This is a genomic window from Bacillus sp. AL-1R (genome assembly GCF_052180195.1).
Taxonomy (GTDB): Bacteria; Bacillota; Bacilli; order Bacillales; family Bacillaceae_G; genus Gottfriedia.
Genome location: NZ_CP197469.1, coordinates 1,434,782 through 1,461,428 on the forward strand (window position 1 = coordinate 1,434,782; position 26,647 = coordinate 1,461,428).

The following is a 26,647-nucleotide window of genomic DNA, read 5'->3' on the forward strand; positions in this document are numbered from 1 at the left end:
TTGAATAGGTCATCATGTTTTATACAAGACGATCTTTATTTGATTGGGGGCTTTTTGATATGAATGAAATGATCTTATATATTATGACTGGATTCATGGTTCTAGGGGCAATCGATTATTTGATGGGTAATCGGTATGGAGTCGGACAAAAGTTTAAGGAAGCCTTCCAATCCATGGGACCACTTGCTCTTTCAATGTTAGGAATGATTTCTTTATCTCCTGTATTAGCAAAGTGGTTAACACCGGTTGTATCACCTGTATACCAATTTCTTGGAGCAGATCCATCGATGTTCTCATCCACGTTTTTAGCTCTTGACATGGGTGGATACTCATTAGCAATTGAAATGGCTCAATCGAGTGATGCTGCTAATTTTTCTTGGGTCTTTTTAGGAACAATGATGGGGCCAACTATTGTATTTACCATTCCGGTTGCTTTAGGTATCGTTCAAAAAAAAGATCATCCTTTTTTTGCTAAAGGAATATTAATTGGGCTAATGACTATTCCAATTGGATGTTTAGCGGGAGGATTTGTTGCAGGTTTTGGCTTTATATGGATGCTGAAAAATTTATTTCCATCCATTTTAATTTCAATATTAATTGGCTTTGGCATGCTAACGGCTCAATCGGTGATGATTCGTTGTTTTAAATGGTTTGGTAAAGGAATTGAAATTATTATTATCCTCGGTCTTATAGCGATCATCATTAAAACTTTAACGGGTTTCGTTATTATTCCAGGTATGATGCCTCTTTCGGAAGGCTTTGTAACAGTTGGAAAAATAACCATCATACTTTCTGGTGCGTTTCCGTTTGTTTTTGTATTAGTAAAAGTATTAAAGAAGCCTTTTGTATTCCTCGGACATAAGTTGGGAATGAATCAGCAAGCATTAGGTGGATTCATCGCTTCCTTCGCCCATCACATACCTATGTTTGCAACAATGCATGAGATGGATGACCGTGGGAAGGTCATAAATACTGCTTTTGCCGTGAGCGGCGCATTTGTTTTTGGCAGTCACTTAGGGTTTGTCGCAGGTGTTGAGAAGGATTTTGTTCTTCCACTGATTGTCGGCAAACTGACCGCTGGGTTTTTGGCTGCTGCATTGGCTTTACTAGTATCAAAACCTAGTGAAAATGAATCAATAGAAGGAAAGTGATTGGAGTTTTTAGGACTCGCCTTTTAGGATGGAAAAAAGAGATAGCTATACAGCTTTGTAACGATGAACAAGAAAAAGAGCATTGATGTCAATTCGATGCTCTTTTTACTGTGATTTAATGTGTTAATTTTGCTTATTGAACCATTAAAGAGCAGCTTTTTTTCATTCACATCATTTAAAATTGATAAAGGCTTTCAAATCGTATTTTAATTTGAATAAACTGTTATTACTGTTATATAATTTAGTAGTATAATAGTTTGGATAATTTCTTTAAATATTATATGATAGAAGTAATGTTTAAATTTTTTTGTCTTTGTAAAATTTTGATTATAGTTTTTAAATCTACAATTGATTTACATCGTCCAATATTAATTTAAACATTAGGTAAAAATAAGAAGTGTGAATAGAATAATTAAAGGGTGTGCATTCATGATTAGCTTAGGGATGTTCGGGTTTAAAGCACTTTGGAGTCCATATTTATTTGTGTTTTTAGTTTTAGTCGTTTTTGGTTATTTTTACATAATTAATAAATATAAAGATAAAAACCATGATACAAAGACTAAACAAATGGTTTATTTCGTTATTGGAATTTTATTAGTTTATACAGCACAAGGCAGTCCAATCGATTTAATTGGACATATAATTTTTAGTGCCCATATGATTGAAATGGCACTATTATACTTAGTTGCACCAATCTTTCTTATTAATGGAATTCCAAATTGGTTATGGAGTATCATACTTAAACCCAAATTCGTTAATTCGTTTTTTAGTCTTGCTACAAAACCATTAATTGCTTTATTAATATTTAATGTAGTATTTTCGATTTATCATTATCCATTAGTACTTGATACTGTAAAAACGAATAATGTCTATCATTTCTTATTTACAAATGTATTATTTTTCATGGCAGTATTTATGTGGTTTCCTGTAATTAATAGCATACCTGAGAGACAAACACTTTCTGATATCCAAAAGATCGGTTATATGTTTGGAAATGGTATTTTATTAACACCAGCATGTGCTCTTATTATTTTTGCGGGACATCCATTTTACGCGACTTACAATGATCCAGTTTTATGGAGTAAAGCAATGGAACTTTGCGTATCACCGGATTTACTAAAATCATTAAATATTTCAGGTCCGGAAGTATTTAACTTTATGTCAGCAAGGGAAGATCAGCAGGTTGGCGGAGTGATCATGAAAATTATCCAGGAAATAGTTTATGGATCTGTTATTGGTTATAATTTTTTCAAATGGGCTAAAAGAGAACAAAATGGAAATAAAATTGATCCAATTAGTAGTAATCCATTATTACTTAAAAAATCGTAGGGGTGGAAATTTTGAATTTACCGATTTTACCAACAATAAGTACAAGCTTTATTGTAATTAGTGCCATATTAGTTGCAATCGGCTGGTATCTTATTGCAAAAAGAAATATAGAGGGACATAAGAAGGTTATGTTCTTTGCTGGAGTCTTTGCACTCTCATTTTTCATTGTATATGCATCTAGAACAATCTTTATCGGAAATACTTCTTTTGGGGGACCAAAAAGTTTAAAGTTGTATTATCATATATTTTTATTTTTCCACATATTCTTAGCTACAACCGGCGGAGTATTTGGTCTAGTATCAATTATTTCAGGATTTAAAAACAAATTAAAACTACACAAAAAAATTGGACCTATTACTAGTGTTATTTGGTTTTTTACTGCAATTACAGGTGTAGTCGTTTATTGTTTACTATATGTTTTCTACGAAGGTGGAGAAACTACTTCAGTTATTAAAGCTGTTTTAGGATTTTAAGGAATAAATAAAGAGTGAGTAAAAGAAGTTGTACTTCTTTTTACTCACTCTTTTTAATAATTATAGAATAATGAACTTGCTAACTAGAGAAATTTGCTCTTCAGCTTTTTTAAGTAAGTCTTTACTTTTTTCAACGATACTTTCAGGGAAGCTTTCGCCTTCTCCATACTCTACACCGTGAGGATAATAGTATTTACCTAAAAGTGGAGTAAGTAATTGGATTTTACCTTTACTTGACTCTACATGTCCTTCTACTGCGTAACCTTGAACTCGTAAGTAGTAGATTTCATTACGTTGTTCAAATTTATAATCGTAAGTTACTCTTTCGTAATCCCATTGGCCGGCAAGGACAAAGCCTAATTCTTCCATGATTTCTGTTAATAAATTTACATTTAATACATGATTTTCTAAATTTGTATTTTCAAACTTCATGTTATTACCCCCTATATTACTTTGAAAAAATCCCTATTAATATAATATTATCTATGACAATAATTAGCAATGAAAAGCTGATAAATGTATTTTAACTAATTTATATATTTTTTTGAATAATTTGGCTACAATGGATATATAAACATAGAGTTAACAATTGGGAAGGGAAGATCTAAATGGTAAAGCTTATAAAGCTTTTCTTTTTTACAATAAGTTTTATAACAGTTTTTATGTTCAGTCCACTTATTCAAGATTGGATCACCAATTTTTCATCATTTAAACAATTTAAAAAGGTAGAAGAAGTGAATATGCCAATGATCGAAAATGCAAGTACTCAAAATGTTACATTCGCGGTTTCTCAATATATTGGTAAAAGTGAACAAGAAATTTTAAACACTTTTGGTAAACCATCAAGAAAGGTTCCTTCTCAATATGACTACAATTGGCTTGTCTATGATAAGTATACGACAAAGTATACTCAATTTGGTGTACTTAATGGCAAAGTTGTAACCATTTTTGTTGCAGGTAATAAAGTTGATATAGCCCCATTTGTGATGGGGAGTCATTATGAAGAAACAATGGATAATGTAGCATTACATGATAAAGTCTCTTTTTCGATATTAAGTAATCAATACACATTTAAATTATCGACAACCGATTTACATGAACGTCCACTTGTTTCATTAAATAATTGTTTTGCTCAACTTTATTTTGACCGTTTTACCGGAAGTTTATTAGGCGTTCGATATTTATCACCAGAAACTTTAGTTAAGCAAAAACCGTACGAGTTAATTTATAGTGGTAATTTAATAAATGCAAAAAAATTAAATACATTGCAAGAAGCAATTGTTGATCGCGAAGAAGAAAGACAGATATTTAATTTAACCAATGTTTATCGTAATAGAATGAAATTAAGTACGTTAAGTTGGAATGCTGCTGCTGCTAAAGTAGCTTTAGGACATAGTAAAGATATGGTTCAAAATAAATATTTTGATCACTATTCTAATTTATATGGTAGTTTAGCTGATCGTCTAAATGATGCAAATGTTCCATATAGAATTGCAGGCGAAAATATATCCGCAAATTATGTAGATGGTATAGCATCTGTATTTGGCTGGATTAATAGTAAAGGTCATCGAGTAAATATGTATAAAAAAGAATATACGACACTTGGAGTTGGAGCTTTTAATAAATATTACACCCAAAATTTTATAAAATAATGACGAAATCAAGCAAAAGCGAAAGTTTGTGCTTGATTTTTTTATTTCCATACAAGCACAAAATTATACGAAAGACATACTTTTGTAGTAAATGCTTTTAATTGGAGTGATATGAATGGGAAATGAAAAAAATCGTCCATCTATCGAACAATTTAGGCAATTCGTTATGGAACACCCAAAACTTCGTGAGGAAGTAAAAACTGGTAAAAAAACATGGCAACAATTTTTTGAAGATTGGTATTTCAAAGGTGAAGAACATGAAATGTTTGATGAATATAGAAGTGACAATAAGACAAAATCAAAAAAGAAAACTGCCAAAACAGAACAGACGGAAGAAGGATATGTTGGAAAAGTAATTTCTTTTGTAAAAAATCTAGACCCTGATCAAATTCAAGGTCATTTAACAAATGTAAACTCTACTTTAACAAATATCCAACAGCTTATATCACAATTTAAGTCTCCTGTTACTTCAACCAATCAAAGAGAAGAAAAGCCAGCTTCACAGCAATTTAATTTTAGACAGGATTGAGGAGATCTCAAGTGAGAAAAGATGTTTTGGAATTTCTTCAGAGTGAAGAAGATTATTTGAAATTTATAAGACAACAACCAAAATGGTATCGAAAACTTGCTAGAAATCCTGAGCTTACTGATGAGTTTAGACTGGCTTCCCTTGAGTTTTTTGGTAAAACTATTCCACAACGAGTTGATAAATTGTCAAATCAAGTACAGATGGCATCGTTTATGATTGACATGTTCCATGTATTAAAGGATCAACAAAGTACTAGTAGTGATTCCTCTGATTCTGAATCAAAGGAAGATTAGATAAGTATAATAGTTCAATCTGTCATAGCTTTTTGCTACAATTAAGAAAGCAAGTTTTAAAAAGGAGTAGTAGTTATGACAGAAATTTGTTTAGTAAGACATGGACAAACTGATTGGAATTTAAATAATATAATTCAAGGTAGAGAAGATATTCCTTTAAATACAATAGGTAAACAACAGGCGAATGATAGTGCATTGTTTTTAAGTGATCAAAAGTGGGATTCCATTATTACAAGTCCATTAATTAGAGCGAAACAAACGGCACAGGCAATAGCAGAGTTCTCTAAAATTGATGAAATAATAGAGGATGAACGATTTCTAGAAAGAGAATTTGGTGAGGCTAGCGGAAAACCTATTTCCGATGTTCATGAAAACATTTATAATAATAATGTAGAAGGAATGGAAACAAATGAAGAGTTAATGGATCGAGCTTTTAGTGCATTAAAAGACATTGCTCAAAATTATGAAGGTAAACGAATTGTAATTGTTGCACATTCTCATACAATTAAGGCAATTCTACACGCGATTGATCCAGAGAAAGTTAATTTTAGGACAACCTTAAAAAATGCTTGTGCAAATTTTATTGAATTTAAAGATGGTAAATGGAAGATAAAAGAATTTAATATTTCCGAACATATAAAAGCTTAGGCAGGTTCTTTTATTTAAGCAATTAAATGTGATATAGTTTATTCTTGGAGGTGTGAGGAAATGTATGCAACAATGGAAACCTTGCAACTTATAACAGTCTCAGAAGAAATTGCTTCAATGATCGTGCAATCGGATGTTGCAGATCAGTATCGAAATTCATATATTGCACTAAATAATGATAAAACAGCCCAAGAAATTATTAGCCGTTTTATGAAGACGAAGGATTTATATGAGGATGTTTTGCGATTTGGAAAATATCATCCGGATTATAAAGAAATTCGAAAACAAATGAGTGAAGTTAAAAGAGAACTGCAATTAAACGATACAATTGCTGCCTTTAAGCAAGCGGAAGATCAAATTCAATTACTTTTAGATGAGACTAGCTATTTAATTGCTCAAGCTGTTTCGCCTTCTGTAAAGGTTCCTGCGGGTAATCCATTCTTCGTAAATACAGGTGGAGGATGTAGTACTGGCGGATGTGGAACAGGTGGAAAGTGTGGATGTAAAACGAGGTAAAAGATCATATAGAAAGGCTCATTATTTAAAAATGAGTCTTTTTTTTATAAAATTCATTTTCTGAACCTAGTACAATTAGCGCAATTATTTCCGCAACAAAACATTTTTTTATTCGGAACGTAAAATCGATGTTTAAATACGAAATGATTATTTTCATTACGAATAAATTCAATTCGGTAAATTAGTTTAAACTGTTCTGTAATCGTTTTAGAACATTCAATCAGTAACTTTTTGATCGACTCTTCTGTTTGTTGACACTCTGATTGAATATATAGGAAATAAACGCCACAAACTTGTTTGGTTGAAAAATGATTAATTTGTTTATCCTTTATAATACATTTAAAAAATTGCTCCCAAACATCTTCTAACATAATTTTCAATCCTTTCTAAAAACTATTTATGAAAGTTTCGTTGCAAAAGAATTTTGGGATATGATATTCTATTTCTAACGGATTTTTAAAGGAGAAAGCTATGTTCGTGCAAAGACAAGGTATTATTATTTATTTACAATCATTAAAACAAGCAAAAATGTTACGTAAATTTGGAAATATTCACTTTGTCTCTAAACGTTTGAAATACGTAGTCCTATATTGCAATATGGATGATATAGATCGAACAATAGAGAGATTGAAAAAATTTCATTTTGTAAAACGAATTGAATTGTCATATAAACCTTTTATTAAGACTGAGTATGAAAATGCGAAACCAGACGAAGCAAAGGAATATGACTATCAAGTAGATTAAAAACGATTGAATGGATAGTTAATTTAGAAGGGATAACCGATCTGAATTAAAAGCCGTTCAATCGTTTTTATTGTGGTAGAAGATTGAATAGGAAAAACGATCCCTATTATTCGTTATTTATTGGAATATTAGGGATTAGTCAATCTAGTTCTAGTTATTTCATTGGTGGAATTAAATGATTTAAGCGTAAAATTCCGATAATATATTGGTGGAATAAATCATTTTCATGAAATGAGCTTGAGTGTCTAATTTGTAATGTGATGATTTCTTTGTTTAAAGTTGTAGCTAATTCTTCAAACAACAATTCACGTTTTGTAATTGAATCTTCCTTTAATGTAATTCCTTCTCTACAATAATATATTGGCTGGAATTCGCCAATAGAAGTAGGGTTTAAGATAACAGCAAAGGAACAACAGTTTGATCCTTTGTTTTCTGATGTTAATTTAAGTAAAAATTTAACTCTATCTTTTTGCGATTTAGCAATTTCAAAAAGTTCATATAAATCTGAGTATCCTTCTCCAATTTCAATCATACGTTGGATCATGTTTTGTTCCCCCTAAAAAACGTAAATAGTTTACGAGTATTTCAAACAAAGTTGGTAATAAATGCAACATTTATTCTACAGGATAAGAGCATAAAAAAAAACCCCGCAATTGCAGGGCCCCTCTTATTAAAGTGTAATCACTTAAAAGAAGGCAAAGGGAGAGGAGAAACCGGAGGAAGAACTTATGGGGAAACGTAAGTCTTCTCCGCGGTTGGCAACAACATCAACTGAGATGTTGTTAAAATTAATTATTTCCAAAGTGGATGATTTTATACATTAGTAGGAGAATATGGAAAGAAATGTTTTTTGTTTTAATGAAATTATGATAGGATATTTTCGTAAATCGAAATATATAGTAGGTGTAAATTAATGAGAGTAGTATCAGGGAAAAATAAAGGATTAAGTTTAAAGGCAGTACCTGGAATGAGTACTAGACCGACAACCGATAAAGTAAAAGAAGCAATGTTTAATATAATTGGCCCTTACTTTGAAGGTGGTATTGTATTGGATTTGTTCGGTGGAAGTGGCGGACTTTCAATTGAGGCATTAAGTAGAGGGATTGAAAAAGCGATTATCGTAGATCGTGAAATGAAGGCGATTAAGACGATTAAAGAAAACTTGGCTACTTGTAATCTAACTGATCGTGCTGAGGTTTATCGAAATGACGCCGAGAGAGCTGTTAAAGCGATTATTAAAAGAGAGATCCAATTTGATTTAATTATTTTAGATCCCCCTTATAAAAAGCAACAAATCGTATCATTAATCGAAACATTTGATGAAAAAAATCTACTTGCATCAGATGGAACAATTTTAGTAGAACATGCTACTGATGTTGAATTACCTGAAAAAATAGGGAAATTTGTACGAACAAAATCAGAAAAATATGGAATTTGTGGCGTATCAGTGTATCATATTTGTATGGAGTAATTATTAGGGGGTAAAAAATGAAACGTATTGCTGTTTGTCCTGGAAGTTTTGATCCAATTACTTTAGGACATTTAGATATTATTAAACGTGGAGCAAGAGTGTTTGATGAGGTAATTGTTGTCGTATTAAATAACTCAGCTAAAAATTCTTTATTTACATTAGATGAAAGAACAGCATTAATTACAGAAGCTACTAGTGCGATTCCAAATGTACGCGTTGATTCATTTAGTGGTCTATTGATGGATTATGCAAAAAAAATAAACGCTTCTGCAATATTAAGGGGCTTAAGAGCAGTATCAGACTTTGAATACGAAATGCAAATTACAGCAATGAACAAAAAATTAGTAGATGAAATTGACACGTTTTTTGTCATGACAAATAATCAATATTCATTCCTAAGCTCTTCAATCGTGAAAGAAGTCGCAAAATATGGTGGGAATGTAAAAGATTTAGTACCAGATTGTGTAAATAGCGCATTAACTGAAAAATTTTTGAAACCTCAAGTTTAATTTAAACTAGAGGTTTCTTTTTTATCAAAAAGTTCAAGAAGATAACTTTTTTATATACAGTTTATAAATTAAGATGATGACATAAATGTAAAGAGAAATTAAAGTTACGAATGATCCTGTTGAAATGAATGATTCGAAATTTAACTGTTTCTCTGTAAAAATCTTTATGACAGGTAAAGTAGTATTAGAAGCATTTGAAGTTAATTGGTTAAGATAAAGTGGCTTCCACAAGATAATTGCTAATAAGGGTGCGATTCCAGATTGTAAAATTCGACCGATTAAATATGGTTTAATACTTAATTTCACTTCAGAAATAATACTTGCTACTTGTGCTTGTATTGAAAAACCACCAAATCCTAAAATAAAACTAGTTAAAGCCACTTGCTGCAATAATGTACTATTGCCTAATTCACTGACTAATTTAGATCCTAAAGTAATTTCAAATAATCCTGATAAAAACGGTGTTGATAAATTGTGATTAAGATTTAAATGTGAAAAGCAATATGCAATGATTTTTCCGACATTCGATATAAATCCAATTTCAATTAAAAGCATATTAAGAACAGAGAAAACGATAATAAATCCACCAATCATTAATAATGTTTGCACAGAAGAAGCAATTGCGTCCCCTAATAATTTTCCAATCGGTCTTTTTTCACTTAACCGTTTTTCATGCATAACTTTAAAAGCGTATTTAAAGCGGTTATAATGGATTCTTTCTTTACGAGAATAGTTAGGTTGGTTTCTTCCATAAAACCTCATAATGAGGCCTACAATAGCGTTTGATAAATAATGACTGATGGCAAGAACAAGTCCGACTTTTGCATTATGAAAAAAACCAACAGATATAGCAACAAAAATAAATAATGGATTTGACGAATTTGTAAAGGAATTAAGTCGTTCTGCTTCTAATTTTGTTAATTCTCCATCTTTATACAGTTTAGCCGATAGTTTTGCACCTGAAGGAAAACCTGATGCCATCCCCATAGCCCAAACAAAAGCCCCGACTCCTGGAACTCTAAATAAAGGTCTCATTACTGGCTCTAGAAAAACACCGATAAATTGAACAATTCCAAAACAAATTAGAAGCTCACTTAAAATGAAAAATGGAAGAAGGGAAGGAAAAACGATTCCCCACCACATATTTAATCCTCTTATTGAGCCTTTAAATGCTACTTCTGGATGTAAAATAATGGTTGATGTCAGAAATATGAGTATTAAAAAAATTAGTAAGGTAATGAAGTAACTTTTTTTCACATATAAACCTCCAAAGAATAACTTATAAACATAGATTTTTGTCTAATTGTAGTAAGACTACCGAGTAGGAAATAAGATAGTAATATATGTATTAAAAACTTGTACATTTAAATATACGTTGTTGGAATTCAATTTTAGACCAAAGAGTTTAATTGGAGGGGAAACAACTTGGAACCGAAGATTGGTTTAGCATTAGGTTCAGGAGGTGCAAGAGGATTTGCACATGTTGGTGTAATTTCCGTTTTAAAAAAGCATAATATTCCTATAGATTTAATAGCAGGAAGTAGTATAGGTGCGCTAGTTGCTGTTTTATACGGAGCAGGTGCAGATGTAGATCGTCTATATAAAATTGCAAAAGTATTTCAATCCAAATACTATATTGACTATGTTGTTCCAAAAATGGGTTTGATTTCTGGGAACAGGGTTAAAGAGTTGATAAAAGTATTATCATTTGGTAGAAAGCTTGAAGAGCTAGATTTGCCGGTGTCAGTTATTGCCACTGATTTATTAACTGGAGAAAAAGTTGTATTTCAAAAAGGTGATATTGCTACTGCAGTCCGAGGAAGTATTTCGATACCAGGAATTTTTGTACCAGAAACATGGAATGGGAGACTTTTAGTTGACGGTGGAGTCATCGATCGTATCCCAGTTTCAGTTGTAAAAGAGATGGGAGCGGATTTTATTATTGGAGTAGATGCTTCACCGATTCAAGTTAGTGGTGAAGTTTCGACGATTTATGACGTGATTATGCAGAGTATTGAAATCATGCAGCACGAGCTTGTTCGAAATAGAGAAATTGCTTCTAATGTTATGATCAGACCAAAATTGGACCATGTTAATTCTAGAAACTTTACTGACCTTGAAAATGTTATCAAAATAGGCGAAGAAGCAACAGAAAAATTAATACCAGAGATTCTTGAAAAGATTGAGCAGTGGAAGGAGAAAAATAGTGATAAAAAGGATTAGAATTCTTAATGTACTATTGATACTTGGTATTACGCTAATTCTTGTATATTTTATTCCATTACCATACTATATTACAAAACCAGGTTTAGCGGAGCCCCTAAGGCCATATGTAAAAGTTGAAGGTGCAAAAAAAGATAAAGGTGAATTCATGCTAACAACCGTAGCTATGGGGAAGGCAAATATCTACTCATATATTAAAACGAAAATGAATGATAATTACCATCTATACAAAATAAATGAAATAAAAGTAAAAGGCGAAAGTGATGAAGATTATCAGTTCCGCCAACTAAGATATATGGAAGAGTCAAAGCAAGCTGCGATTTTAAACGCATATAAGCAAGCTAAAAAACCTTATAAAGTGACTGAAAATGGAATAGTAGTTGTATCTGTTTTAAAGGATATGCCAGCCTATAACGTATTAATGCTAGGGGACATTATCACTAAAATCGATGGAAGAGAAATTCGTACATTAAATAATTTTACCAACACTGTAAAAAGTAAAAAACCTGGTACAAATTTTAATTTAGAAGTAAATAGAAAAGGAAAAATTAAATATTTTAATATTAAAACAAAAACTTTTAAAGACGAACCTAGTCGTGCTGGAATTGGTGTTTCAATTGCAGAAAATTTACAATTAACTACAAATCCAAAAGTTAAGATAAATACAGAAGAGATTGGAGGACCTTCAGCGGGACTTATGTTTGCACTAGAAATTTATGATCAATTGAAAGATGAAAATTTAGCTAAAGGTCATGAAATCGCTGGAACTGGTACAATAGATAAAAATGGAATAGTTGGTCCAATTGGTGGGATATCTCAAAAAATAATTGCAGCATCTGATTCTGGGGCAGAGATTTTCTTGGCACCAAATGAGAACGGTAAAAAGAATTCAAATTATAATGAAGCTGTAAAAAGTGCAAAAAAACATGCCTTGAAAATGAAAATAATACCAATTGATACATATGAACAAGCAATCAATTATCTGGAATCGTTAAAGACTAAGAAATAATTTGATTTGAATAGGTATATTAAAAAAGGCAGATAGAGGGGGAGAATCCCTATACCTGCCTTTTTTGTTTCTAATATGGCTTTAAGATCGACTAAATTGATTATTCACTTCATCATATATGATTGGATATAGTGAATATTCGGTTTTTATTAATTTTTGTTGATTTCCTAATGTAAGGATGGAAGCATAAGCATGAGTTGCTTTTAAATCAGTACTTAGTTCTTTATGATTTTGCTGATTAATCGTCGTGTAAATTGGTAATTCAATTAACTTTTTTTTGCTATTTAAATAAGTTTTTCCCATTGAACTCATACCGAGTAAACGGATATATGGAACGCGATCTTTCTCTAATATTGTTGCCATTTCCCTTTTTGATGTATTTGTTAAGATATGTGTTAACAATCGTTGAATCCGAGTCCAAGTATATCGTTTTGTTTTTATTGATGTCATTAACTCTTCAAAATTAAGACAGTTTAATACCGAATGTAATACTCTTCGTTCTAAACCTTCGACAGCTTCATATATTTCTTCAAGTTCTTCTTTCGTTGAAGTCATTAATTTATATTTCAAAAATGGTAAATATTCATTCCATGAATGCAGAGTGCCATACTCGTCTATGTATTCCTCTATTGAATCTTTCGTAAAACTTGGAACAAATTCAGAAATCGATTGATTGTCACCTTTTAGAATTTTTCTAATTGCTGTAGCGCTAGCGATACTATGATGATTGGTTTCTTCATCATGATAATTTGCAGCTATTCGCTGAATCGTACGACCTTTCATTTGACTCCCAAAGTGTTCAATAGCTTCTAAATAATGTATACCTAAAATATTATTTGGAAGTGAAACATCTAGCTGAGATGAATCAAGATTTTTTTGTAAAGCAGTGCTATATGCAGCAGGATAACTTAGTCCTTTATCAAGAAAAGTACGTATACTCTTATTGATTGAAGAAGTAAGCTGCTTCTTTTGATTCATTAACTCATAAAATGGCTCAATTTTCCCTTCTTCACTTCCAAAACAAACATAATCACATTTTAAAGAATCAAGAATTGAAATAGCTCCTTTGGCAAAGATGCTAGCGTGTTGAGTTGAATAGCTATAAGGTAATTCAATAACAAGATCTGCACCTGCTTGCAGTGCCAACTTTGTTCGTACGTGTTTTGGAACGACTGCAGGCTCACCTCTTTGTAAAAATTGACCACTCATAACCGCAATAACAACATCAGCATTTGTACTTTTTTTTGAACTAGTTAAGTGAAAAACATGTCCATTATGTAATGGATTATACTCTACTACTACACCAACCGAACGCAGACAAACGCACCTCCAATATTTACTAATTTCACGAATTTATACGTTAAGAATACCAGTTTTGAGAAATAATTCGCAACCTAGTGTGAATTGTATTGAATTTTATTGTCGAAAATAATATATTAAATAGGTTACATATAAGAAGCAAGGTGAAGGATTTAAGGGAAAAGCAAGTAACCAAGTCTAAAACATTTAATGAATTTAGATCTACGTAATATTCCATTAATCTTCGAAGTGGAAATATCGCCACTTCTTTAGCTGAATGGCGATATTCTTGGGAAAAGCAGAGGGAAAGATGTCTAGCTCCGGCTCCTAGCTCCTCGAGGTCATAAGCCAATTTTCGTCTAAGATTAAAGTTAAAATCTTAGTCGAAAATCGTCTTATGCTTGTCGGAGCTAACCAGTCGCCTCCGCTTTTCGTATTGTCCAGCTCCAGGCGTTTGCCCCTCGAGGTCATAAGCCAATTTTCGGTTAAGATTAAAGTTCAAATCTTAACCGAAAATCGTCTTATGCTTGTCGGGGCAGAGCGAACGCCTTCCGCTTTTCTAACTGTAAAGAAAAAATATTGACAAGTGATTATAAAGAATATATAATTTTCATTGTTGCCTTGAGGTGGTTTATTTATGAAATGGTCAGTGCACCAGTTGCAGAAATTAAGACATAAAGGTTTAAATTTAGATGAGACAATTGATGTAAGTCAAATAAAGGAACGTAATTCTGATATTCGAGAGGTTTCTCCTATTCGGGTTGCTGGACGAGTTGATTTTGGAACGAACCGATATACGTTTCATTTAACAATAACTGGATATTTAATTTTACCTTGTGTAAGAACATTAGTTGATGTAAAATATCCTTTGTCGATTACCACAACAGAAACATTTTTTACAACATCTGAATGGAAAAGTGAAGATGAGAATTTTCACATCCTAGAGGGTGACGTGTTAGACTTAACCCCAGTGATTGAGGAATGTATTTTAGCCGAGATTCCAATGCAGGTTTATGCAGAGGATGTTGAGGGGAAAGAAACAGCTCCAACGTCAGGAACAGATTGGGAAGTTAGGGAACATGTCGAAGTAGAGCAAAAAATTGACCCTCGACTTGCTGGTTTAGCAAAATTTTTTGACAAACAAGATAATTGAGAAGTACCGGATAACCGGCTTCATAACAAACACTCACTTTAAGGAGGTGGGATCAATGGCAGTACCTGCAAGAAGAACGTCCAAAACTGTAAAAAGAAAGCGTCGTACGCATTTTAAATTAGCGGTACCTGGAATGGTTGAATGCCCAAACTGTAGTGAATTAACATTAGCACACCGCGTATGTAAATCATGCGGACACTACAAAGGAAAACAAGTACTTAGCAAATAAGCTAGTCTTTGAATGAGCACATAGGAAACTATGTGCTTTTCCTTTTGCCTAAAACGAACGAATCCACTAAAACCATACTTCCTCTTACCTCTGCCCAATTTAAATCCTGTATAGTATAATAAAAATTAATAGGAAACTAGGTAAAGGGAGAGGGATTCCAATGTCTGAAGTAATTTCTTATCAAAGAGATGAAGTCGATTATATATTTTTAAATAGGCCAAAATACGGGAATTGCATTGATGAAAATACTGTAGAAAAACTTTCAGAAATTATCCGAGAAATCCGAATGAAATCCCAAAGTAAACTAGTTGTTTTAACTGGGGAAGGTATGAAATATTTTTGTACTGGTGGAGATTTAAACACAATCATAAAGTTTAAAAACAACTTAAATGGATTGGAATCTTTTAATCTAAAAATGTGTGATGTGATCTATCAAATAGCGATGTTACCACAAATTACAATCTGTTTTATTAATGGTTATGCTTTGGGTGGTGGCTGCGAACTAGCAAGTGCATTTGATTTTAGATATGCCAGTCACAATGCAAAAATAGGATTTATTCAAGGAAGAATGGGAATTCCAACCTCATGGGGTGGAGGTACATTACTTCAAGAAAAAATGAGTCATCAAGATTGGATTACATTACTATCATCCTCAAATATTTACACCGCATTTCAAGCTAAGAAGATTGGTTTTATACATGAACTATCAAAAGATTTAACAAGTTTACATAATGAAAGCTTTATCAGTTTAGCTAGAAGTATTCCAGCGCAAATACATCATCAAAATAAAAAAATACTGATCCGAAAATGGACCGAGCAAAATCTTAAGAGAAGAATGGAAGAAGAAGTTATTTCTGCTGTGCCACTTTGGTTTTCAGATGAACATATAAAAAATATCGAACAATTTACAAAAAAATTGGAAAAGTAATCTTCTACCTTCATTTTTTTGTGCATATGAATTAGTAAAATCTGCTTATTGCATAAGAAATTGGAGGGGATTGCAAATGGTTGCAAATCGCCAGGATGCATGGACAAAAGAGGAGGATAACTACTTAGCTGAAGTAGTTTTAAAAACCATAAATGAAGGGTCAACTCAATTAATGGCATTTAAAATTGTAGCAAAGGAATTATCAAGGACAGCTGCTGCATGTGGTTACCGGTGGAATTCATATGTTAGAAAATTCTATAAAGAAGAGATTGAAAAAGCAAAAAATAGTAGTAAAAAACAAGCGGTTTCTTCAAATAAAGTAGAACCAACACATGATTTAGTATCGGTTACGAATCAGACTATTGAAGAATCTACAACAGATAAAGGCCATTCTGAAATAACGTTTGAATCAGTATATAAATTCTTAGAGTATTTGAGATTAAAAGTTGATGCCAGTGGAAGAATTAAAGATATACAATCTTTAGAAAAAAAGCTTTTAAAATATAAACAAGAAAACGAACAATTGAAAATTGAAAAGCAACAGTTAGTTGAAAAACTAAATGAGCTTCAAACTGAATATGAAAATTTATTTGATTTTCTAGATCAAAAACGAAAAATAGTAAATATTAGTTCTAAAAACGATACGAAGGTAAAATAAAATGAAAAAACTCAACATCTCCAAAAAAGGTGTTGAGTTTTTTCATTTTATTTATTTTCAGGTTTCCAAATGACAAATTCAGAATCTCCCTCAATGAAACCTTGTTTTTTCCAAAATTCATTTGAATTTGCTCTTGGTATTGTTTTAATCGTTTTCTTAAAGGATTTAGCGAAGTTTACTAATTCTTTTCCGTATCCATTCTTTTGATAATAAGGTAGGACTTCCATTTTATTAATTTCAATTATTTCTTCATTATTTTCGCTATGGGTATATAAACTCATTCGGGCAATTAGTGCCTTGCCTAAATATATACCATAGAAAGGAGATTGGAACTCGTTATCAATTAAATTTGATTCAAGATCTTCAAGCATTGATAGCTCTTGTAGACCATAACCGGAAAATTGCTGAAATTGTTCAAGTGTTTTAAAATTTATTTGTAAACGTTCTATCTTGATGTTCAAAAAAAGCTCCCCCTTAAAAAAGAATGTAAATTTTAAATATTTTAAATATAATTATATCGTACAATTAAATTTAAAAAAAGATAGATTCGGTGTAAATTTATTATCAATAAGATAATAGTGGAAAAATAATTTTTCGATTGGAGAAATCAATGAAAATAGGAATAATTGGTGGTGGTGCCGTAGGTCTTCTTACAGCTTCGTATTTGTATCAAAATAAACATAGTGTTACATTGTTTACAAGAACAGAAGAACAGGCAAATCTAATAAATAACTTAGGTGTTATGCTATCAGTAAATGAAAAAAAGAACCAAATGTGTATTACAGCAAATAAAATTTTACCTAAAATAAACATGTTTGATTTATTAATTGTTTGTGTTAAACAATATCACTTAGATCAAATCGTAAACACGATCAATCAATATGAAGGTAAAAACATATTATTTCTTCAAAATGGTATGTCTCATATTGAAATCGTTAAAAATTTACCCATTCCAAATTGCTTTATAGGGATTGTTGAACACGGTGCATTAAAAACTTCTCCAAATGAAGTCACACATACTGGTAAAGGTATAATCCGAATTGGACAAATAAAAGGGAATAGTGATTCGCTAAATCTGCTATCAAGTTTACATACAGCTGGGTTTCCAATTAAAAGTGAAGATGGTTGGGAGTATATACTTAAACAAAAGTGTTTAATAAATTGTGTTATTAACCCTTTAACGTCTATTTTGAATGTTAGAAATGGTGAATTAATCACTAATGAGTATTTTAAACCAATTTGTAAATTATTATTTAATGAGGTTGCAACAATCCTAGATTTAAATAACCAAAAAGAGTGGGATAAATTAGTAGAAATATGTGAAAAAACGAAAGAGAACTACTCGTCGATGAATCGAGATTTATTTCACGGTAGACAAACAGAAATTGAAAGTATGTTAGGATTTGTTAAAAAATTGGCAATTAATAAAAAAATAAATGTACCGACAATTGAACTTATGTACAATTGTATAAAAGGACTTGAGAAGAAAAAGGGGTAATTCTTTTTGGAAAAATTTTTCATTTTCTTTATTTCACTATTAATTGAATTTCCGATTTTTTCAACAATATTTATTTATATGTTTTTAAAATTATTTTTTAAACATAACAAGCGTAAACTTTTGCTTTTTACGCTAGATTTATCTACAATTCTATATATTAGTTCATTTTACTTTGTATTAAATATGATTTTTCCGACTGCAACAGGTTGGATATTAATTAATTTATTATTGGTTATCTTATTTATTAGTATTATTCTTCAATGGAAAGCAAAAAGAGATATTCGGTTTACTAAGCTACTAAAAGGTTTTTGGAGAATGTCGTGTATTCTGTTTATTATTCTTCATTTTATTACTGTGTTGGCTGGTTTAGCTTTAAAAATAACTGAGTATAATGCTTAACCTGAAGAGCGAGAGAGGAAGTTCGTAATGCAAATTAGTAAAGTCCATTTAGACGGGCAAAATAAATTGCTGAATGATTTTGTAAATGGAAATGAAGTAATTTCTTCTTTCTTTGGTGAAAATCCATTAGTAAAAGAAGAAATGGAATATAGAATAAAAAATGTAATGGAGCGTTCTTATAATCGTACAGGATTAGTTGATGCACTTGAGAAGTTTCACATTAAGCATCATGCAAGTAATGAATCATTAACAAATGTGAAAAAATTACTTAATAAAGATTCATTTGTTGTAATTGGTGGACAACAAGCTGGCTTATTAACTGGCCCATTGTATTCAATACATAAAATTATTTCAATTATTCAATTGGCCAAGAAATATGAAAAAGACTATGGTCTAACAGTTGTCCCTGTATTTTGGATTGCGGGTGAAGACCACGATATTGATGAAATAAACCATATTCATACAATTGAGAACAATAAAGTAAAAAAACAAACATTTTATCAAAAAACGACTTTTTCACATGCTGCTTCTAGAACTGAATTAGATCAGCAAGATATGAAAAAGTGGATTGATAAAATCGTTAAAACTTTTGATGAAACGAATTATACAAAGGAATTACTTGAAGAACTATATGCGATGATTGAGCAATCTACTACTTACGTAGATTTTTTTGCGAAAATTATTTTTAAATTGTTCCAAAAAGAGGGGCTTGTCCTAATTGATGCAGATGATCCCAATGTTCGTAAGTTGGAATCATCTTTATTTAATGAAATGATTCAAAAGCAAGATATCGTAAGAGGGGTTTTAAAGGATACGAAAAGTAGACTGATAAAATCTGGGTACCACGAAAGTCTTCATATTTCTGAACAGAGTATTCATCTTTTTTACCATAGTAATGAAGGTAGACAGTTATTAGAAGTATCTGAAAATGAAGAGGTTTTTCAAACGAAAAATAGGAATTATCAGTTTTCCAAGCATGAGTTGATTAAAATTGCGAATGAACAGCCTGCGTTATTAAGTAATAATGTGGTTACTAGACCGGTCATGCAAGAGTACTTATTTCCTACATTAGCATTTGTTGGTGGTCCAGGTGAGATTGCTTATTGGGCTGAGTTAAAGGATATTTTTAATCTATTTAACCTTGAAATGCCACCTGTGTTTTTAAGACATATGTTTACTATTTTTGAACGAAATATTGTATCAGCATTAGACGATTTTTCATTAAATATTCATGATGTACTAAAATACTCATTAGAAGAAAAGAAAGACGAATGGATTAAAAATCAAGTAAAACTAGACTATAAAGCTGTGTTTAGTGAAGCTAAACAATCTTTAGAAGAATTGCATAAACCTCTTCAAGATGTAACGAACAAAGTAACACCAAACTTAAAGGATTTTTCGATAAAGAATTATTTAAAGATAGAAGAACAAATTCTACTTTTGGAACGAAAAATAGAAGAAACCATTTTAAAGCAAAATGAAGAGCAAATTGAAAAATGGGATCGAATCATCTGTTCAATTTCTCCTAATGGAAAACCACAGGAGAGAACGTTAAATATTCTTTATTATATTAATAAATACGGTTTTGATTTTGTTCATGAGCTTTGTGATTTAGAACTATCATGGGATTACGCTCATCAAGTCGTAACAATTTAAAAAGATTGCTTTTATTCATATGATTAAGGTGTTTTTTAAAGCAATAATTCTTTGAAATAGGCTGAATTTTATAATAAAAATGAAATCCTGCTGCACTGTTAGCAGGATTTTTTGTTTTTTTAAAGAATTTTTTAGAAAAGGTGGTAAGAAGTGGGGGAATGTGGTAAGTTTGTGTTAGAAAGTGGGGGAATAGGATGTTTATCGGTGAATATCAACATAATATCGATGTAAAAGGACGTCTTATTATACCTTCAAAATTTCGAGACAAGCTTGGTGAAAACTTCATTGTTACAAGAGGTTTGGATCAATGCTTATTTGGCTATTCAATGGCCGAATGGAGTGTAATTGAAGATAAACTGCGCACACTACCACTAACAAAAAAAGATGCAAGAGCATTTACTCGTTTTTTCTTCTCGGGGGCAATGGAATGTGAGATGGATAAGATGGGGAGAATTAATATAACACCTAATTTACGCAGTTATGCAAAATTAGAAAAAGAATGTGTAGTAGTTGGTGTTACAAATCGTATTGAGATTTGGGATTTATCAACTTGGAATACATATATGAACGAATCAGAAGAGTCATTTGGTGAGTTAGCAGAAAACTTAATCGGATTTGACTTGTAAAATTAACAAATTGAAAGTAGTGAAAGCATCATGTTTGAACATATTACGGTTTTATTAAAGGAAACTGTTGATTCTTTAGAAATCAAAGAAGATGGCATTTATGTAGATTGTACACTTGGTGGTGGAGGTCATAGTGAATACTTACTATCTCAACTTTCATCAAAGGGTAGATTAATCGCTTTTGACCAAGATGAAACAGCCATTAAACATGCAAAAGAGCGATTAAAAAAATATGAAAATCAATTAACTATTGTAAAAAGTAATTTTAAACATATAAAAGAAGAACTCCATCATTTAGGTATTTATGAAGTAGATGGAATTTTATTTGATTTAGGTGTTTCTTCGCCACAATTAGACGTTGCTGAACGTGGTTTTAGTTTTCATCAAGACGCACCTCTTGACATGCGTATGAATCAAGAACAAACATTATCAGCATATGAAGTTGTAAATGACTGGCCTTATGAGCAACTTGTGAAAATCTTTTTCCGATATGGAGAAGAGAAATTCTCTAAACAAGTTGCGAGAAGGATTGAGGAATTAAGAGCTAAGAAACCGATTGAAACAACTTTTGAGTTAGTCGAAATTATTAAAGATGCAATACCTGCACCTGCAAGAAGAACAGGTGGACATCCAGCTAAAAGAATTTTTCAAGCAATTCGTATTGCTGTAAATGATGAACTAGGTGTATTTGAAGAAGCTCTAAAGGATGCAATTACTCTTATAAAACCAAAAGGAAGAATTAGTGTAATAACATTCCATTCATTAGAGGATCGCATTTGTAAAACGATTTTTAAAGAAGCTAGTTCACTTCCGCCATTACCACCAGGTTTACCAATTATTCCCGATGAGTTTAAGCCGAAGTTAAAACTAGTAACAAGAAAACCACTTTTACCAACAGATGAAGAAATCGAATTTAATAAACGAGCAAGGTCTGCAAAGTTAAGAGTTGCAGAAAAATTATAAGGAGGGAAAATAATGAGTAATTTGGCTAGAAAGCTACAACAAAAACAAGTTACTGATTTACAACAAAGACCTTCTAACAAGAAAAAACAAAAGAAAGTATCAAAAATTACACCTTTTGAGAAAATACTTTACTTAGCATTTATTTTTGCATGCTTCTTTATGGGGACTAAAATCATTAAAACCCAAGCAGAAATATATGATACTAACTTGAAAATACAAAATGTGAAAAATGAAATAGCGACTGGAAAACAGCATAACTCTGAGCTGAAAATGAAGATCGATGAATTAAGCACATATGAGCGCATATGGCAAAAAGCAAAAGAGTTAGGCTTAAATATTGATAGCAATAACGTAAAGTTTACCGACACTAGTAAGTAGGAGATTTTAGATGAGTAAGAAAAAAAATAAATACACAAATTTTGGTATTCGTTGGTTTTTTTTAGCTACTTTAGTCGCTTTTATCTCCCTTATAGCGAGACTTTCTTATATTCAATTATCAAACACAGTAGAAGGCAAAAATTTAAAAGTTTATGCGGATGAGAATTACAATACATCTCAAAAAATACCTGCTAAAAGAGGGACGATCTATGATTCAAAGGGAGTTCCACTGGCAGAAGAGGTGACAGCTTACACTGTATCTGCGGTTCTAGATCCAAGTGCATCTAAAAACTCTAGAGTGAAAAGACATGTCATCGATAAAGAAAAAACTGCAAGAGAATTAGCACCAATTTTATCAATTGATGAATCAGATCTTTTAGCGAAATTAGGTAAACCAAAATATCAAGTTGAATTAGGGCCAGGTGGAAGAAATATTTCTCAAAGCAAAAAAGAGCAAATTGAGAAATTAAAGCTACCTGGTATTGTTTTTACTCCTTCACAACAACGCTATTATCCAAATGGTGTTTTTGCATCTCATTCGTTAGGTTACACGAATATAAATGATAATGGTGAACTATTTGGTGAAATGGGATTAGAAAAAGCACTGAATAAAGAGTTAACTGAAAAGGATGGAAACAGAAGCTTTTTACGTGATCGAAAAGGAAATATTCTACCATATGAAAATGAGAAGGTTACACCGCCGCATAATGGTGATGATGTTTATTTAACAATAGATACAAAGATTCAAAGTTTACTAGAAGATGCAATGACGAATGTTGAAAAAAAATATGAGCCAGAAAAGATAATGGCAATCGTTTCTGATCCAAAAACAGGTAAAATTATAGCGATGAGCAATCGTCCTAGTTTCAATCCGAATCTTCATGACATTACAAACTATACAAATGACCCAATTTCATATGCAATTGAAGCCGGTTCTACAATGAAAATCTTCACATTAGGTGCTGCTATGAATGAAGGAGTTTATAATGGAAATGAATATTTCCAATCGGGTCGATATAAAGTACCAGGTGGAGGAACTGTCCATGACGTAAATCGTAACGGATGGGGTTCAATTACTTTTGACGAAGGGATTCAAAGGTCTTCAAACGTAGGAATTTCGATTCTTCTTAATGAAAAATTAGGTCCAGATCGTTTTTTACAATACTATAAAAACTTTGGATTTACACAAAAAACGAATATTAATCTTCCAGGTGAATCAAGTGGTAAATTAGTATATAATTATCCACTTGAAAAAACGACAACTGCTTTTGGACAAGGATCTACAGTAACAGGAATTCAAATTATCCAAGCTGCAAGTGCAATTGCGAACGATGGGAAAATGATGAAGCCATATATTGTTGATAAAATTGTCGATCATGATACGAATAAAGTTATTAAAAACTATAAATCTCAAGTTGTTGGAAACCCTATTTCAGAAGAAACAGCAAAAAGAGAGAGAGCGTTATTAGAAACGGTAATTACTGCGCCGCATGGTACTGGGCATAATTATGCGATTGAAGGCTATACTGTCGCTGGTAAAACTGGAACTGCCCAAGTTGTTGACGAACATGGAAAATATCTTAAAGGACATGGTCAAAACCTTTTTTCATTTATCGGTATGGCACCAGCAGATGATCCGAAATTAGTCGTTTATGTAGCAATGCTTCGTCCAAAGCTTGAAGCGACTGAAATCGGCTCAGATGGCGTTTCTGAAATTTTTAGAACAGTAACTAAGGGCGCATTAGAGTATATGAAGGTTGAGCCTATTGAAAATGCCAAAGTAGATAAATTGATCGATAAAGAGAGCATAGAAATTCCTAATTTGAAAGGTCTTACTTTAGATGAAGCAAAATCTTTAGCTAAATCAGAAGGATTGAAGCCTGTATTATTAGGGAATGGAATAGAAGTTACTGGACAATCAATTAAGTCAAAAACTCAAGTGGTCAGAGGTACTAAAATTTTTCTTAAGACAAATGGAACAAATAAAATGCCATCGATTATTGGCTGGTCAAAATCGGATGTTAACCGCTTAGGTAAATTATTTAAGCTAAATATCTCAACAAAAGGATCTGGATTTGTTACAAGCCAGAGTATTAAAGAAGACTCAGAACTACGGGATCATGACTATTTAACGATTGAATTAAATAAACCTAATGAACAAGAGAAAGACGAAGAAAAAGATATAAAAGTTGATGTGCAAGAATGAAATGGCAAAGATAAGATCAATTAAATAAAAATGACAATAGACCATTCTAGGACAATAACAAGCTAGAAGGTCTATTGTATTTAGTACAAGCATATATTGAAACGAACATAATGTAGAGGAGTGTTCGTTTCGATGCGAGTATCTAATGTAACAGTTCGAAAACGATTATTTTTTGTATTCATTGGTGGTTTATTAATTTTTTCTATTATTGCAACAAGGCTTGGTTATGTACAATTTGCTATGGGTGATGTTTTAACTGAGCGAGCGAAAAATTCGTGGAGTCGAGACATTCCATTCGAACCAAAACGTGGTGAAATTTTAGATCGAAATGGTGTTGCTCTTGCTACTAATAAAAGTGCTCCATCTGTACTAGTCGTTCCTAGGCAAATTAAAGATCCAAAGGAAGCGACTGAAAAACTTGCCCCAATATTAAAAATCTCCGAAGTAAAGCTTTATAAAATTTTAACGAAAAGATCTAGCATGGAACACATTCGCACAGAAGGTATAAAAATTACAAATGAGAAAGCGAAACAAATCCGAGATCTTAACATTGCTGGTGTATACATAGCAGAGGATTCTAAAAGATATTATCCATTTGGTGACTATCTTTCTCATGTGTTAGGTTTTGCTGGAATCGATAATCAAGGTTTAAACGGACTAGAACTATACTATGACAAGCAATTAAGTGGACAAAAAGGTAGTGTGCAATTTTATTCAGATGCTAAAGGCCAAAGAATGCCCAATATTGCAGACGACTATATTCCGCCGATTAATGGATTAAACTTAAAATTAACTGTAGATTCGCGAATACAAACAATTCTTGAACGAGAAATGAATAATGCAACAGCTCAATATAATCCCGATTCAATGATAGGAATTGCGATGAATCCAAATACCGGAGAAATACTTGCAATGAGTAGTCGTCCAAGCTTTAATCCTACTAATTTTAAACATGTTTCACCCGAAGTATATAATCGGAATTTACCTGTTTGGTCAAATTATGAGCCAGGTTCAACCTTTAAGATTATTACACTTGCAGCTGCGTTAAATGAAGGATTAGTAGACTTGAATAAAGAACATTTTTATGATGATGGGGCTGCTGAAGTAGCTGGAGCTCGTTTGCGTTGTCATAAAAGAGGTGGACATGGCTCTCAGACTTTCTTAGAGGTAGTTCAAAATTCATGTAACCCAGGATTTGTAGAATTAGGTAATCGCTTAGGTGAAGACCGTTTATTTAAATATATTCGTAATTTTGGTTTCGGCAAAAAAACAGGAATTGATTTACAAGGTGAAGCATCAGGCATTTTATTTAGCATGGATCGAGTCGGTCCAGTTGAAGCAGCAACAACTGCATTTGGTCAAGGTGTATCAGTTACACCAATTCAGCAAGTTGCAGCAGTATCAGCAGCTATTAATGGCGGTATTCTTTACCAACCTTATATCGCAAAAGAGTTTGTAGATCCAGTTACAAATGAAGTAGTTAGTCGGAAAACGCCAATTTCAAAAAGACGAGTTATTTCTCCTAATACATCTAAAAAGGTCCGATTGGCACTAGAAAGTGTTGTTGCACAAGGTACTGGTAAAGGTGCATTTGTAGAAGGGTATCGTGTTGGTGGCAAAACTGGAACAGCACAAAAAGTAAAAGATGGACGATATGATGATAGTAGTTTTATCGTTTCATTCGTAGGTTTTGCACCGGCTGACGATCCTCAAATAGTAGTATATATTGCAGTCGATAATCCAAAAGGCACTGTTCAGTTTGGGGGAGTTGTGGCTGCTCCAATAGTAGGGAATATTATTCGAGATAGTATGCAAGTTTTAGGTGTACCTCCTAGAAAAAATCAAATTCCAAAAAAATTCGTATACGGTGATATACCAACATATGAAGTGCCAAATTTAATTGGTTTGGAGAAAAAAGATTTGCAACCTTTGCTAGATACTTTTACTATTGAATATAGTGGCAGTGGAAATATTGTCGTTGACCAAGCACCAAAAGCAGGTGTTAAACTAAAAGAAGGTTCTAAAATTAGAATTTATTTAGGAACGAAAGAAGAAACTAAATCTAAAACGAAAGTAAAAAAATGATTTAGTGAAAACGAAAGGAATT

Annotated in this window: 31 protein-coding genes; 25 read left to right on the forward strand and 6 right to left on the reverse strand. The window is 32.0% G+C overall.

Annotated elements, in window-relative coordinates; all coding sequences use genetic code 11:
- Positions 1 to 59: 59 nt before the first annotated feature.
- The 3 genes from eutH (at position 60) to ACSBO6_RS06670 (ending at position 2,953) form a co-directional block, all read left to right on the forward strand.
- Positions 60 to 1,151 (forward strand): ethanolamine utilization protein EutH, encoded by a 1,092-nt coding sequence (eutH, locus tag ACSBO6_RS06660; RefSeq protein WP_098847003.1) that lies wholly within the window; start codon positions 60 to 62, stop codon positions 1,149 to 1,151.
- A gap of 429 nt (positions 1,152 to 1,580) precedes the next feature.
- Entirely contained in the window at positions 1,581 to 2,480 is a 900-nt protein-coding gene (gene ctaG, locus ACSBO6_RS06665) for a cytochrome c oxidase assembly factor CtaG (RefSeq protein WP_142339239.1), read from the forward strand.
- A gap of 8 nt (positions 2,481 to 2,488) precedes the next feature.
- On the forward strand, positions 2,489 to 2,953 hold the full coding sequence (locus ACSBO6_RS06670) for a DUF420 domain-containing protein (RefSeq protein WP_483295204.1): 465 nt from the start codon (positions 2,489 to 2,491) through the stop codon (positions 2,951 to 2,953).
- 60 nt (positions 2,954 to 3,013) lie between these two features.
- Here the strand turns inward: ACSBO6_RS06670 and ACSBO6_RS06675 are convergent, their stop codons facing one another.
- Complete coding sequence (locus tag ACSBO6_RS06675; RefSeq protein WP_098847006.1) at positions 3,014 to 3,385, reverse strand: YugN family protein; 372 nt, start codon at positions 3,383 to 3,385, stop codon at positions 3,014 to 3,016.
- 176 nt (positions 3,386 to 3,561) lie between these two features.
- On the opposite strand from ACSBO6_RS06675, the gene ACSBO6_RS06680 reads away from it, so the two are divergent.
- From ACSBO6_RS06680 to ACSBO6_RS06700, 5 genes are all read left to right on the forward strand, one after another.
- Positions 3,562 to 4,605, forward strand: coding sequence for a CAP domain-containing protein (locus tag ACSBO6_RS06680; RefSeq protein ID WP_498844394.1), 1,044 nt, complete (start codon positions 3,562 to 3,564; stop codon positions 4,603 to 4,605).
- Between the two features lie 115 nt (positions 4,606 to 4,720).
- Positions 4,721 to 5,134 (forward strand): spore coat protein YlbD, encoded by a 414-nt coding sequence (ylbD, locus tag ACSBO6_RS06685; RefSeq protein ID WP_098847008.1) that lies wholly within the window; start codon positions 4,721 to 4,723, stop codon positions 5,132 to 5,134.
- A gap of 11 nt (positions 5,135 to 5,145) precedes the next feature.
- Positions 5,146 to 5,427: a YlbE-like family protein gene (locus tag ACSBO6_RS06690; RefSeq protein WP_098847009.1), complete on the forward strand. Its 282-nt coding sequence runs from the start codon at positions 5,146 to 5,148 to the stop codon at positions 5,425 to 5,427.
- Positions 5,428 to 5,502: 75 nt separating this feature from the next.
- Positions 5,503 to 6,075 (forward strand): histidine phosphatase family protein, encoded by a 573-nt coding sequence (locus tag ACSBO6_RS06695; protein ID WP_098847010.1) that lies wholly within the window; start codon positions 5,503 to 5,505, stop codon positions 6,073 to 6,075.
- A gap of 60 nt (positions 6,076 to 6,135) precedes the next feature.
- Positions 6,136 to 6,591: a YlbF/YmcA family competence regulator gene (locus tag ACSBO6_RS06700; protein WP_498844395.1), complete on the forward strand. Its 456-nt coding sequence runs from the start codon at positions 6,136 to 6,138 to the stop codon at positions 6,589 to 6,591.
- Between the two features lie 53 nt (positions 6,592 to 6,644).
- Here the strand turns inward: ACSBO6_RS06700 and ACSBO6_RS06705 are convergent, their stop codons facing one another.
- On the reverse strand, positions 6,645 to 6,962 hold the full coding sequence (locus ACSBO6_RS06705; protein ID WP_098847012.1) for a hypothetical protein: 318 nt from the start codon (positions 6,960 to 6,962) through the stop codon (positions 6,645 to 6,647).
- Between the two features lie 100 nt (positions 6,963 to 7,062).
- Between ACSBO6_RS06705 and ACSBO6_RS06710 the strand changes: the two genes are divergently transcribed.
- The gene (locus tag ACSBO6_RS06710; RefSeq protein ID WP_056468449.1) at positions 7,063 to 7,335 is read left to right on the forward strand and encodes a YlbG family protein; all 273 of its coding nucleotides are present in this window, start codon (positions 7,063 to 7,065) and stop codon (positions 7,333 to 7,335) included.
- Positions 7,336 to 7,489: 154 nt separating this feature from the next.
- On the opposite strand, the gene ACSBO6_RS06715 is transcribed toward ACSBO6_RS06710, so the two are convergent.
- Positions 7,490 to 7,879 carry a DUF7147 family protein gene (locus tag ACSBO6_RS06715; RefSeq protein ID WP_098847013.1) on the reverse strand — a complete coding sequence of 130 codons (390 nt, stop codon included), beginning with the start codon at positions 7,877 to 7,879 and terminating at the stop codon, positions 7,490 to 7,492.
- Between the two features lie 369 nt (positions 7,880 to 8,248).
- Here ACSBO6_RS06715 and rsmD point away from each other — a divergent pair, with 369 nt between their 5' ends.
- Positions 8,249 to 8,806, forward strand: coding sequence for a 16S rRNA (guanine(966)-N(2))-methyltransferase RsmD (gene rsmD, locus ACSBO6_RS06720; protein WP_098847014.1), 558 nt, complete (start codon positions 8,249 to 8,251; stop codon positions 8,804 to 8,806).
- Between the two features lie 17 nt (positions 8,807 to 8,823).
- Entirely contained in the window at positions 8,824 to 9,315 is a 492-nt protein-coding gene (coaD, locus tag ACSBO6_RS06725; protein WP_098847015.1) for a pantetheine-phosphate adenylyltransferase, read from the forward strand.
- A gap of 33 nt (positions 9,316 to 9,348) precedes the next feature.
- Here the strand turns inward: coaD and ylbJ are convergent, their stop codons facing one another.
- A complete protein-coding gene (ylbJ, locus tag ACSBO6_RS06730; RefSeq protein WP_286138386.1) occupies positions 9,349 to 10,572 on the reverse strand; it encodes a dipicolinic acid transporter SpoVV in 1,224 nt (407 codons plus the stop codon).
- A 168-nt stretch (positions 10,573 to 10,740) separates the two neighbouring features.
- Here ylbJ and ACSBO6_RS06735 point away from each other — a divergent pair, with 168 nt between their 5' ends.
- Complete coding sequence (locus ACSBO6_RS06735; protein WP_098847017.1) at positions 10,741 to 11,538, forward strand: patatin-like phospholipase family protein; 798 nt, start codon at positions 10,741 to 10,743, stop codon at positions 11,536 to 11,538.
- Positions 11,522 to 12,547 (forward strand): SepM family pheromone-processing serine protease, encoded by a 1,026-nt coding sequence (locus ACSBO6_RS06740; RefSeq protein ID WP_098847018.1) that lies wholly within the window; start codon positions 11,522 to 11,524, stop codon positions 12,545 to 12,547. Before ACSBO6_RS06735 ends, ACSBO6_RS06740 begins: the two co-directional genes overlap by 17 nt.
- An 81-nt stretch (positions 12,548 to 12,628) precedes the next feature.
- On the opposite strand, the gene ACSBO6_RS06745 is transcribed toward ACSBO6_RS06740, so the two are convergent.
- Positions 12,629 to 13,900 (reverse strand): nucleotidyltransferase, encoded by a 1,272-nt coding sequence (locus ACSBO6_RS06745; protein WP_098847019.1) that lies wholly within the window; start codon positions 13,898 to 13,900, stop codon positions 12,629 to 12,631.
- Between the two features lie 583 nt (positions 13,901 to 14,483).
- On the opposite strand from ACSBO6_RS06745, the gene ACSBO6_RS06750 reads away from it, so the two are divergent.
- The 4 genes from ACSBO6_RS06750 (at position 14,484) to ACSBO6_RS06765 (ending at position 16,814) form a co-directional block, all read left to right on the forward strand.
- Positions 14,484 to 14,999, forward strand: coding sequence for a YceD family protein (locus ACSBO6_RS06750; protein ID WP_098846783.1), 516 nt, complete (start codon positions 14,484 to 14,486; stop codon positions 14,997 to 14,999).
- Between the two features lie 55 nt (positions 15,000 to 15,054).
- Entirely contained in the window at positions 15,055 to 15,228 is a 174-nt protein-coding gene (gene rpmF, locus ACSBO6_RS06755; protein WP_025672195.1) for a 50S ribosomal protein L32, read from the forward strand.
- 160 nt (positions 15,229 to 15,388) lie between these two features.
- Positions 15,389 to 16,156: an enoyl-CoA hydratase/isomerase family protein gene (locus ACSBO6_RS06760; protein ID WP_498844396.1), complete on the forward strand. Its 768-nt coding sequence runs from the start codon at positions 15,389 to 15,391 to the stop codon at positions 16,154 to 16,156.
- 76 nt (positions 16,157 to 16,232) lie between these two features.
- Entirely contained in the window at positions 16,233 to 16,814 is a 582-nt protein-coding gene (locus ACSBO6_RS06765) for an RsfA family transcriptional regulator (protein ID WP_498844397.1), read from the forward strand.
- Positions 16,815 to 16,861: 47 nt separating this feature from the next.
- Here the strand turns inward: ACSBO6_RS06765 and ACSBO6_RS06770 are convergent, their stop codons facing one another.
- Positions 16,862 to 17,275: a GNAT family N-acetyltransferase gene (locus tag ACSBO6_RS06770; RefSeq protein ID WP_286138347.1), complete on the reverse strand. Its 414-nt coding sequence runs from the start codon at positions 17,273 to 17,275 to the stop codon at positions 16,862 to 16,864.
- A 149-nt stretch (positions 17,276 to 17,424) separates the two neighbouring features.
- On the opposite strand from ACSBO6_RS06770, the gene ACSBO6_RS06775 reads away from it, so the two are divergent.
- From ACSBO6_RS06775 to ACSBO6_RS06810, 8 genes are all read left to right on the forward strand, one after another.
- On the forward strand, positions 17,425 to 18,312 hold the full coding sequence (locus ACSBO6_RS06775; RefSeq protein ID WP_098846780.1) for a 2-dehydropantoate 2-reductase: 888 nt from the start codon (positions 17,425 to 17,427) through the stop codon (positions 18,310 to 18,312).
- Between the two features lie 6 nt (positions 18,313 to 18,318).
- On the forward strand, positions 18,319 to 18,711 hold the full coding sequence (locus ACSBO6_RS06780; protein ID WP_098846779.1) for a DUF3397 family protein: 393 nt from the start codon (positions 18,319 to 18,321) through the stop codon (positions 18,709 to 18,711).
- A 27-nt stretch (positions 18,712 to 18,738) separates the two neighbouring features.
- Positions 18,739 to 20,367 (forward strand): bacillithiol biosynthesis cysteine-adding enzyme BshC, encoded by a 1,629-nt coding sequence (bshC, locus tag ACSBO6_RS06785; protein ID WP_098846778.1) that lies wholly within the window; start codon positions 18,739 to 18,741, stop codon positions 20,365 to 20,367.
- Between the two features lie 194 nt (positions 20,368 to 20,561).
- Positions 20,562 to 20,993 (forward strand): division/cell wall cluster transcriptional repressor MraZ, encoded by a 432-nt coding sequence (gene mraZ / locus ACSBO6_RS06790; RefSeq protein WP_088013046.1) that lies wholly within the window; start codon positions 20,562 to 20,564, stop codon positions 20,991 to 20,993.
- Positions 20,994 to 21,023: 30 nt separating this feature from the next.
- Positions 21,024 to 21,956 carry a 16S rRNA (cytosine(1402)-N(4))-methyltransferase RsmH gene (rsmH, locus tag ACSBO6_RS06795; RefSeq protein ID WP_098846776.1) on the forward strand — a complete coding sequence of 311 codons (933 nt, stop codon included), beginning with the start codon at positions 21,024 to 21,026 and terminating at the stop codon, positions 21,954 to 21,956.
- Positions 21,957 to 21,968: 12 nt separating this feature from the next.
- A complete protein-coding gene (ftsL, locus tag ACSBO6_RS06800) occupies positions 21,969 to 22,334 on the forward strand; it encodes a cell division protein FtsL (protein WP_098846775.1) in 366 nt (121 codons plus the stop codon).
- 10 nt (positions 22,335 to 22,344) lie between these two features.
- The gene (locus ACSBO6_RS06805) at positions 22,345 to 24,540 is read left to right on the forward strand and encodes a penicillin-binding protein (RefSeq protein ID WP_498844398.1); all 2,196 of its coding nucleotides are present in this window, start codon (positions 22,345 to 22,347) and stop codon (positions 24,538 to 24,540) included.
- A gap of 132 nt (positions 24,541 to 24,672) precedes the next feature.
- The gene (locus tag ACSBO6_RS06810; RefSeq protein ID WP_098846773.1) at positions 24,673 to 26,625 is read left to right on the forward strand and encodes a stage V sporulation protein D; all 1,953 of its coding nucleotides are present in this window, start codon (positions 24,673 to 24,675) and stop codon (positions 26,623 to 26,625) included.
- The last annotated feature ends 22 nt before the right edge of the window (positions 26,626 to 26,647 follow it).

Bases quoted from the DNA above. Each gene is read 5' to 3' on its own strand.
- ACSBO6_RS06675 (WP_098847006.1), bottom strand. From the start codon at position 3,385: ATGAAGTTTGAAAATACAAATTTAGAAAATCATGTATTAAATGTAAAT.
- bshC (WP_098846778.1), top strand. From the start codon at position 18,739: ATGCAAATTAGTAAAGTCCATTTAGACGGGCAAAATAAATTGCTGAAT.
- ACSBO6_RS06775 (WP_098846780.1), top strand. From the start codon at position 17,425: ATGAAAATAGGAATAATTGGTGGTGGTGCCGTAGGTCTTCTTACAGCT.
- eutH (WP_098847003.1), top strand. From the start codon at position 60: ATGAATGAAATGATCTTATATATTATGACTGGATTCATGGTTCTAGGG.
- ACSBO6_RS06705 (WP_098847012.1), bottom strand. From the start codon at position 6,962: ATGTTAGAAGATGTTTGGGAGCAATTTTTTAAATGTATTATAAAGGAT.
- rsmH (WP_098846776.1), top strand. From the start codon at position 21,024: ATGTTTGAACATATTACGGTTTTATTAAAGGAAACTGTTGATTCTTTA.
- ACSBO6_RS06765 (WP_498844397.1), top strand. From the start codon at position 16,233: ATGGTTGCAAATCGCCAGGATGCATGGACAAAAGAGGAGGATAACTAC.
- ylbD (WP_098847008.1), top strand. From the start codon at position 4,721: ATGGGAAATGAAAAAAATCGTCCATCTATCGAACAATTTAGGCAATTC.
- ctaG (WP_142339239.1), top strand. From the start codon at position 1,581: ATGATTAGCTTAGGGATGTTCGGGTTTAAAGCACTTTGGAGTCCATAT.
- ACSBO6_RS06710 (WP_056468449.1), top strand. From the start codon at position 7,063: ATGTTCGTGCAAAGACAAGGTATTATTATTTATTTACAATCATTAAAA.
- ftsL (WP_098846775.1), top strand. From the start codon at position 21,969: ATGAGTAATTTGGCTAGAAAGCTACAACAAAAACAAGTTACTGATTTA.
- ACSBO6_RS06810 (WP_098846773.1), top strand. From the start codon at position 24,673: ATGCGAGTATCTAATGTAACAGTTCGAAAACGATTATTTTTTGTATTC.
- ACSBO6_RS06680 (WP_498844394.1), top strand. From the start codon at position 3,562: ATGGTAAAGCTTATAAAGCTTTTCTTTTTTACAATAAGTTTTATAACA.
- ACSBO6_RS06700 (WP_498844395.1), top strand. From the start codon at position 6,136: ATGTATGCAACAATGGAAACCTTGCAACTTATAACAGTCTCAGAAGAA.
- coaD (WP_098847015.1), top strand. From the start codon at position 8,824: ATGAAACGTATTGCTGTTTGTCCTGGAAGTTTTGATCCAATTACTTTA.
- rsmD (WP_098847014.1), top strand. From the start codon at position 8,249: ATGAGAGTAGTATCAGGGAAAAATAAAGGATTAAGTTTAAAGGCAGTA.
- mraZ (WP_088013046.1), top strand. From the start codon at position 20,562: ATGTTTATCGGTGAATATCAACATAATATCGATGTAAAAGGACGTCTT.
- ACSBO6_RS06760 (WP_498844396.1), top strand. From the start codon at position 15,389: ATGTCTGAAGTAATTTCTTATCAAAGAGATGAAGTCGATTATATATTT.
- ACSBO6_RS06715 (WP_098847013.1), bottom strand. From the start codon at position 7,879: ATGATCCAACGTATGATTGAAATTGGAGAAGGATACTCAGATTTATAT.
- rpmF (WP_025672195.1), top strand. From the start codon at position 15,055: ATGGCAGTACCTGCAAGAAGAACGTCCAAAACTGTAAAAAGAAAGCGT.
- ACSBO6_RS06805 (WP_498844398.1), top strand. From the start codon at position 22,345: ATGAGTAAGAAAAAAAATAAATACACAAATTTTGGTATTCGTTGGTTT.
- ACSBO6_RS06695 (WP_098847010.1), top strand. From the start codon at position 5,503: ATGACAGAAATTTGTTTAGTAAGACATGGACAAACTGATTGGAATTTA.
- ACSBO6_RS06750 (WP_098846783.1), top strand. From the start codon at position 14,484: ATGAAATGGTCAGTGCACCAGTTGCAGAAATTAAGACATAAAGGTTTA.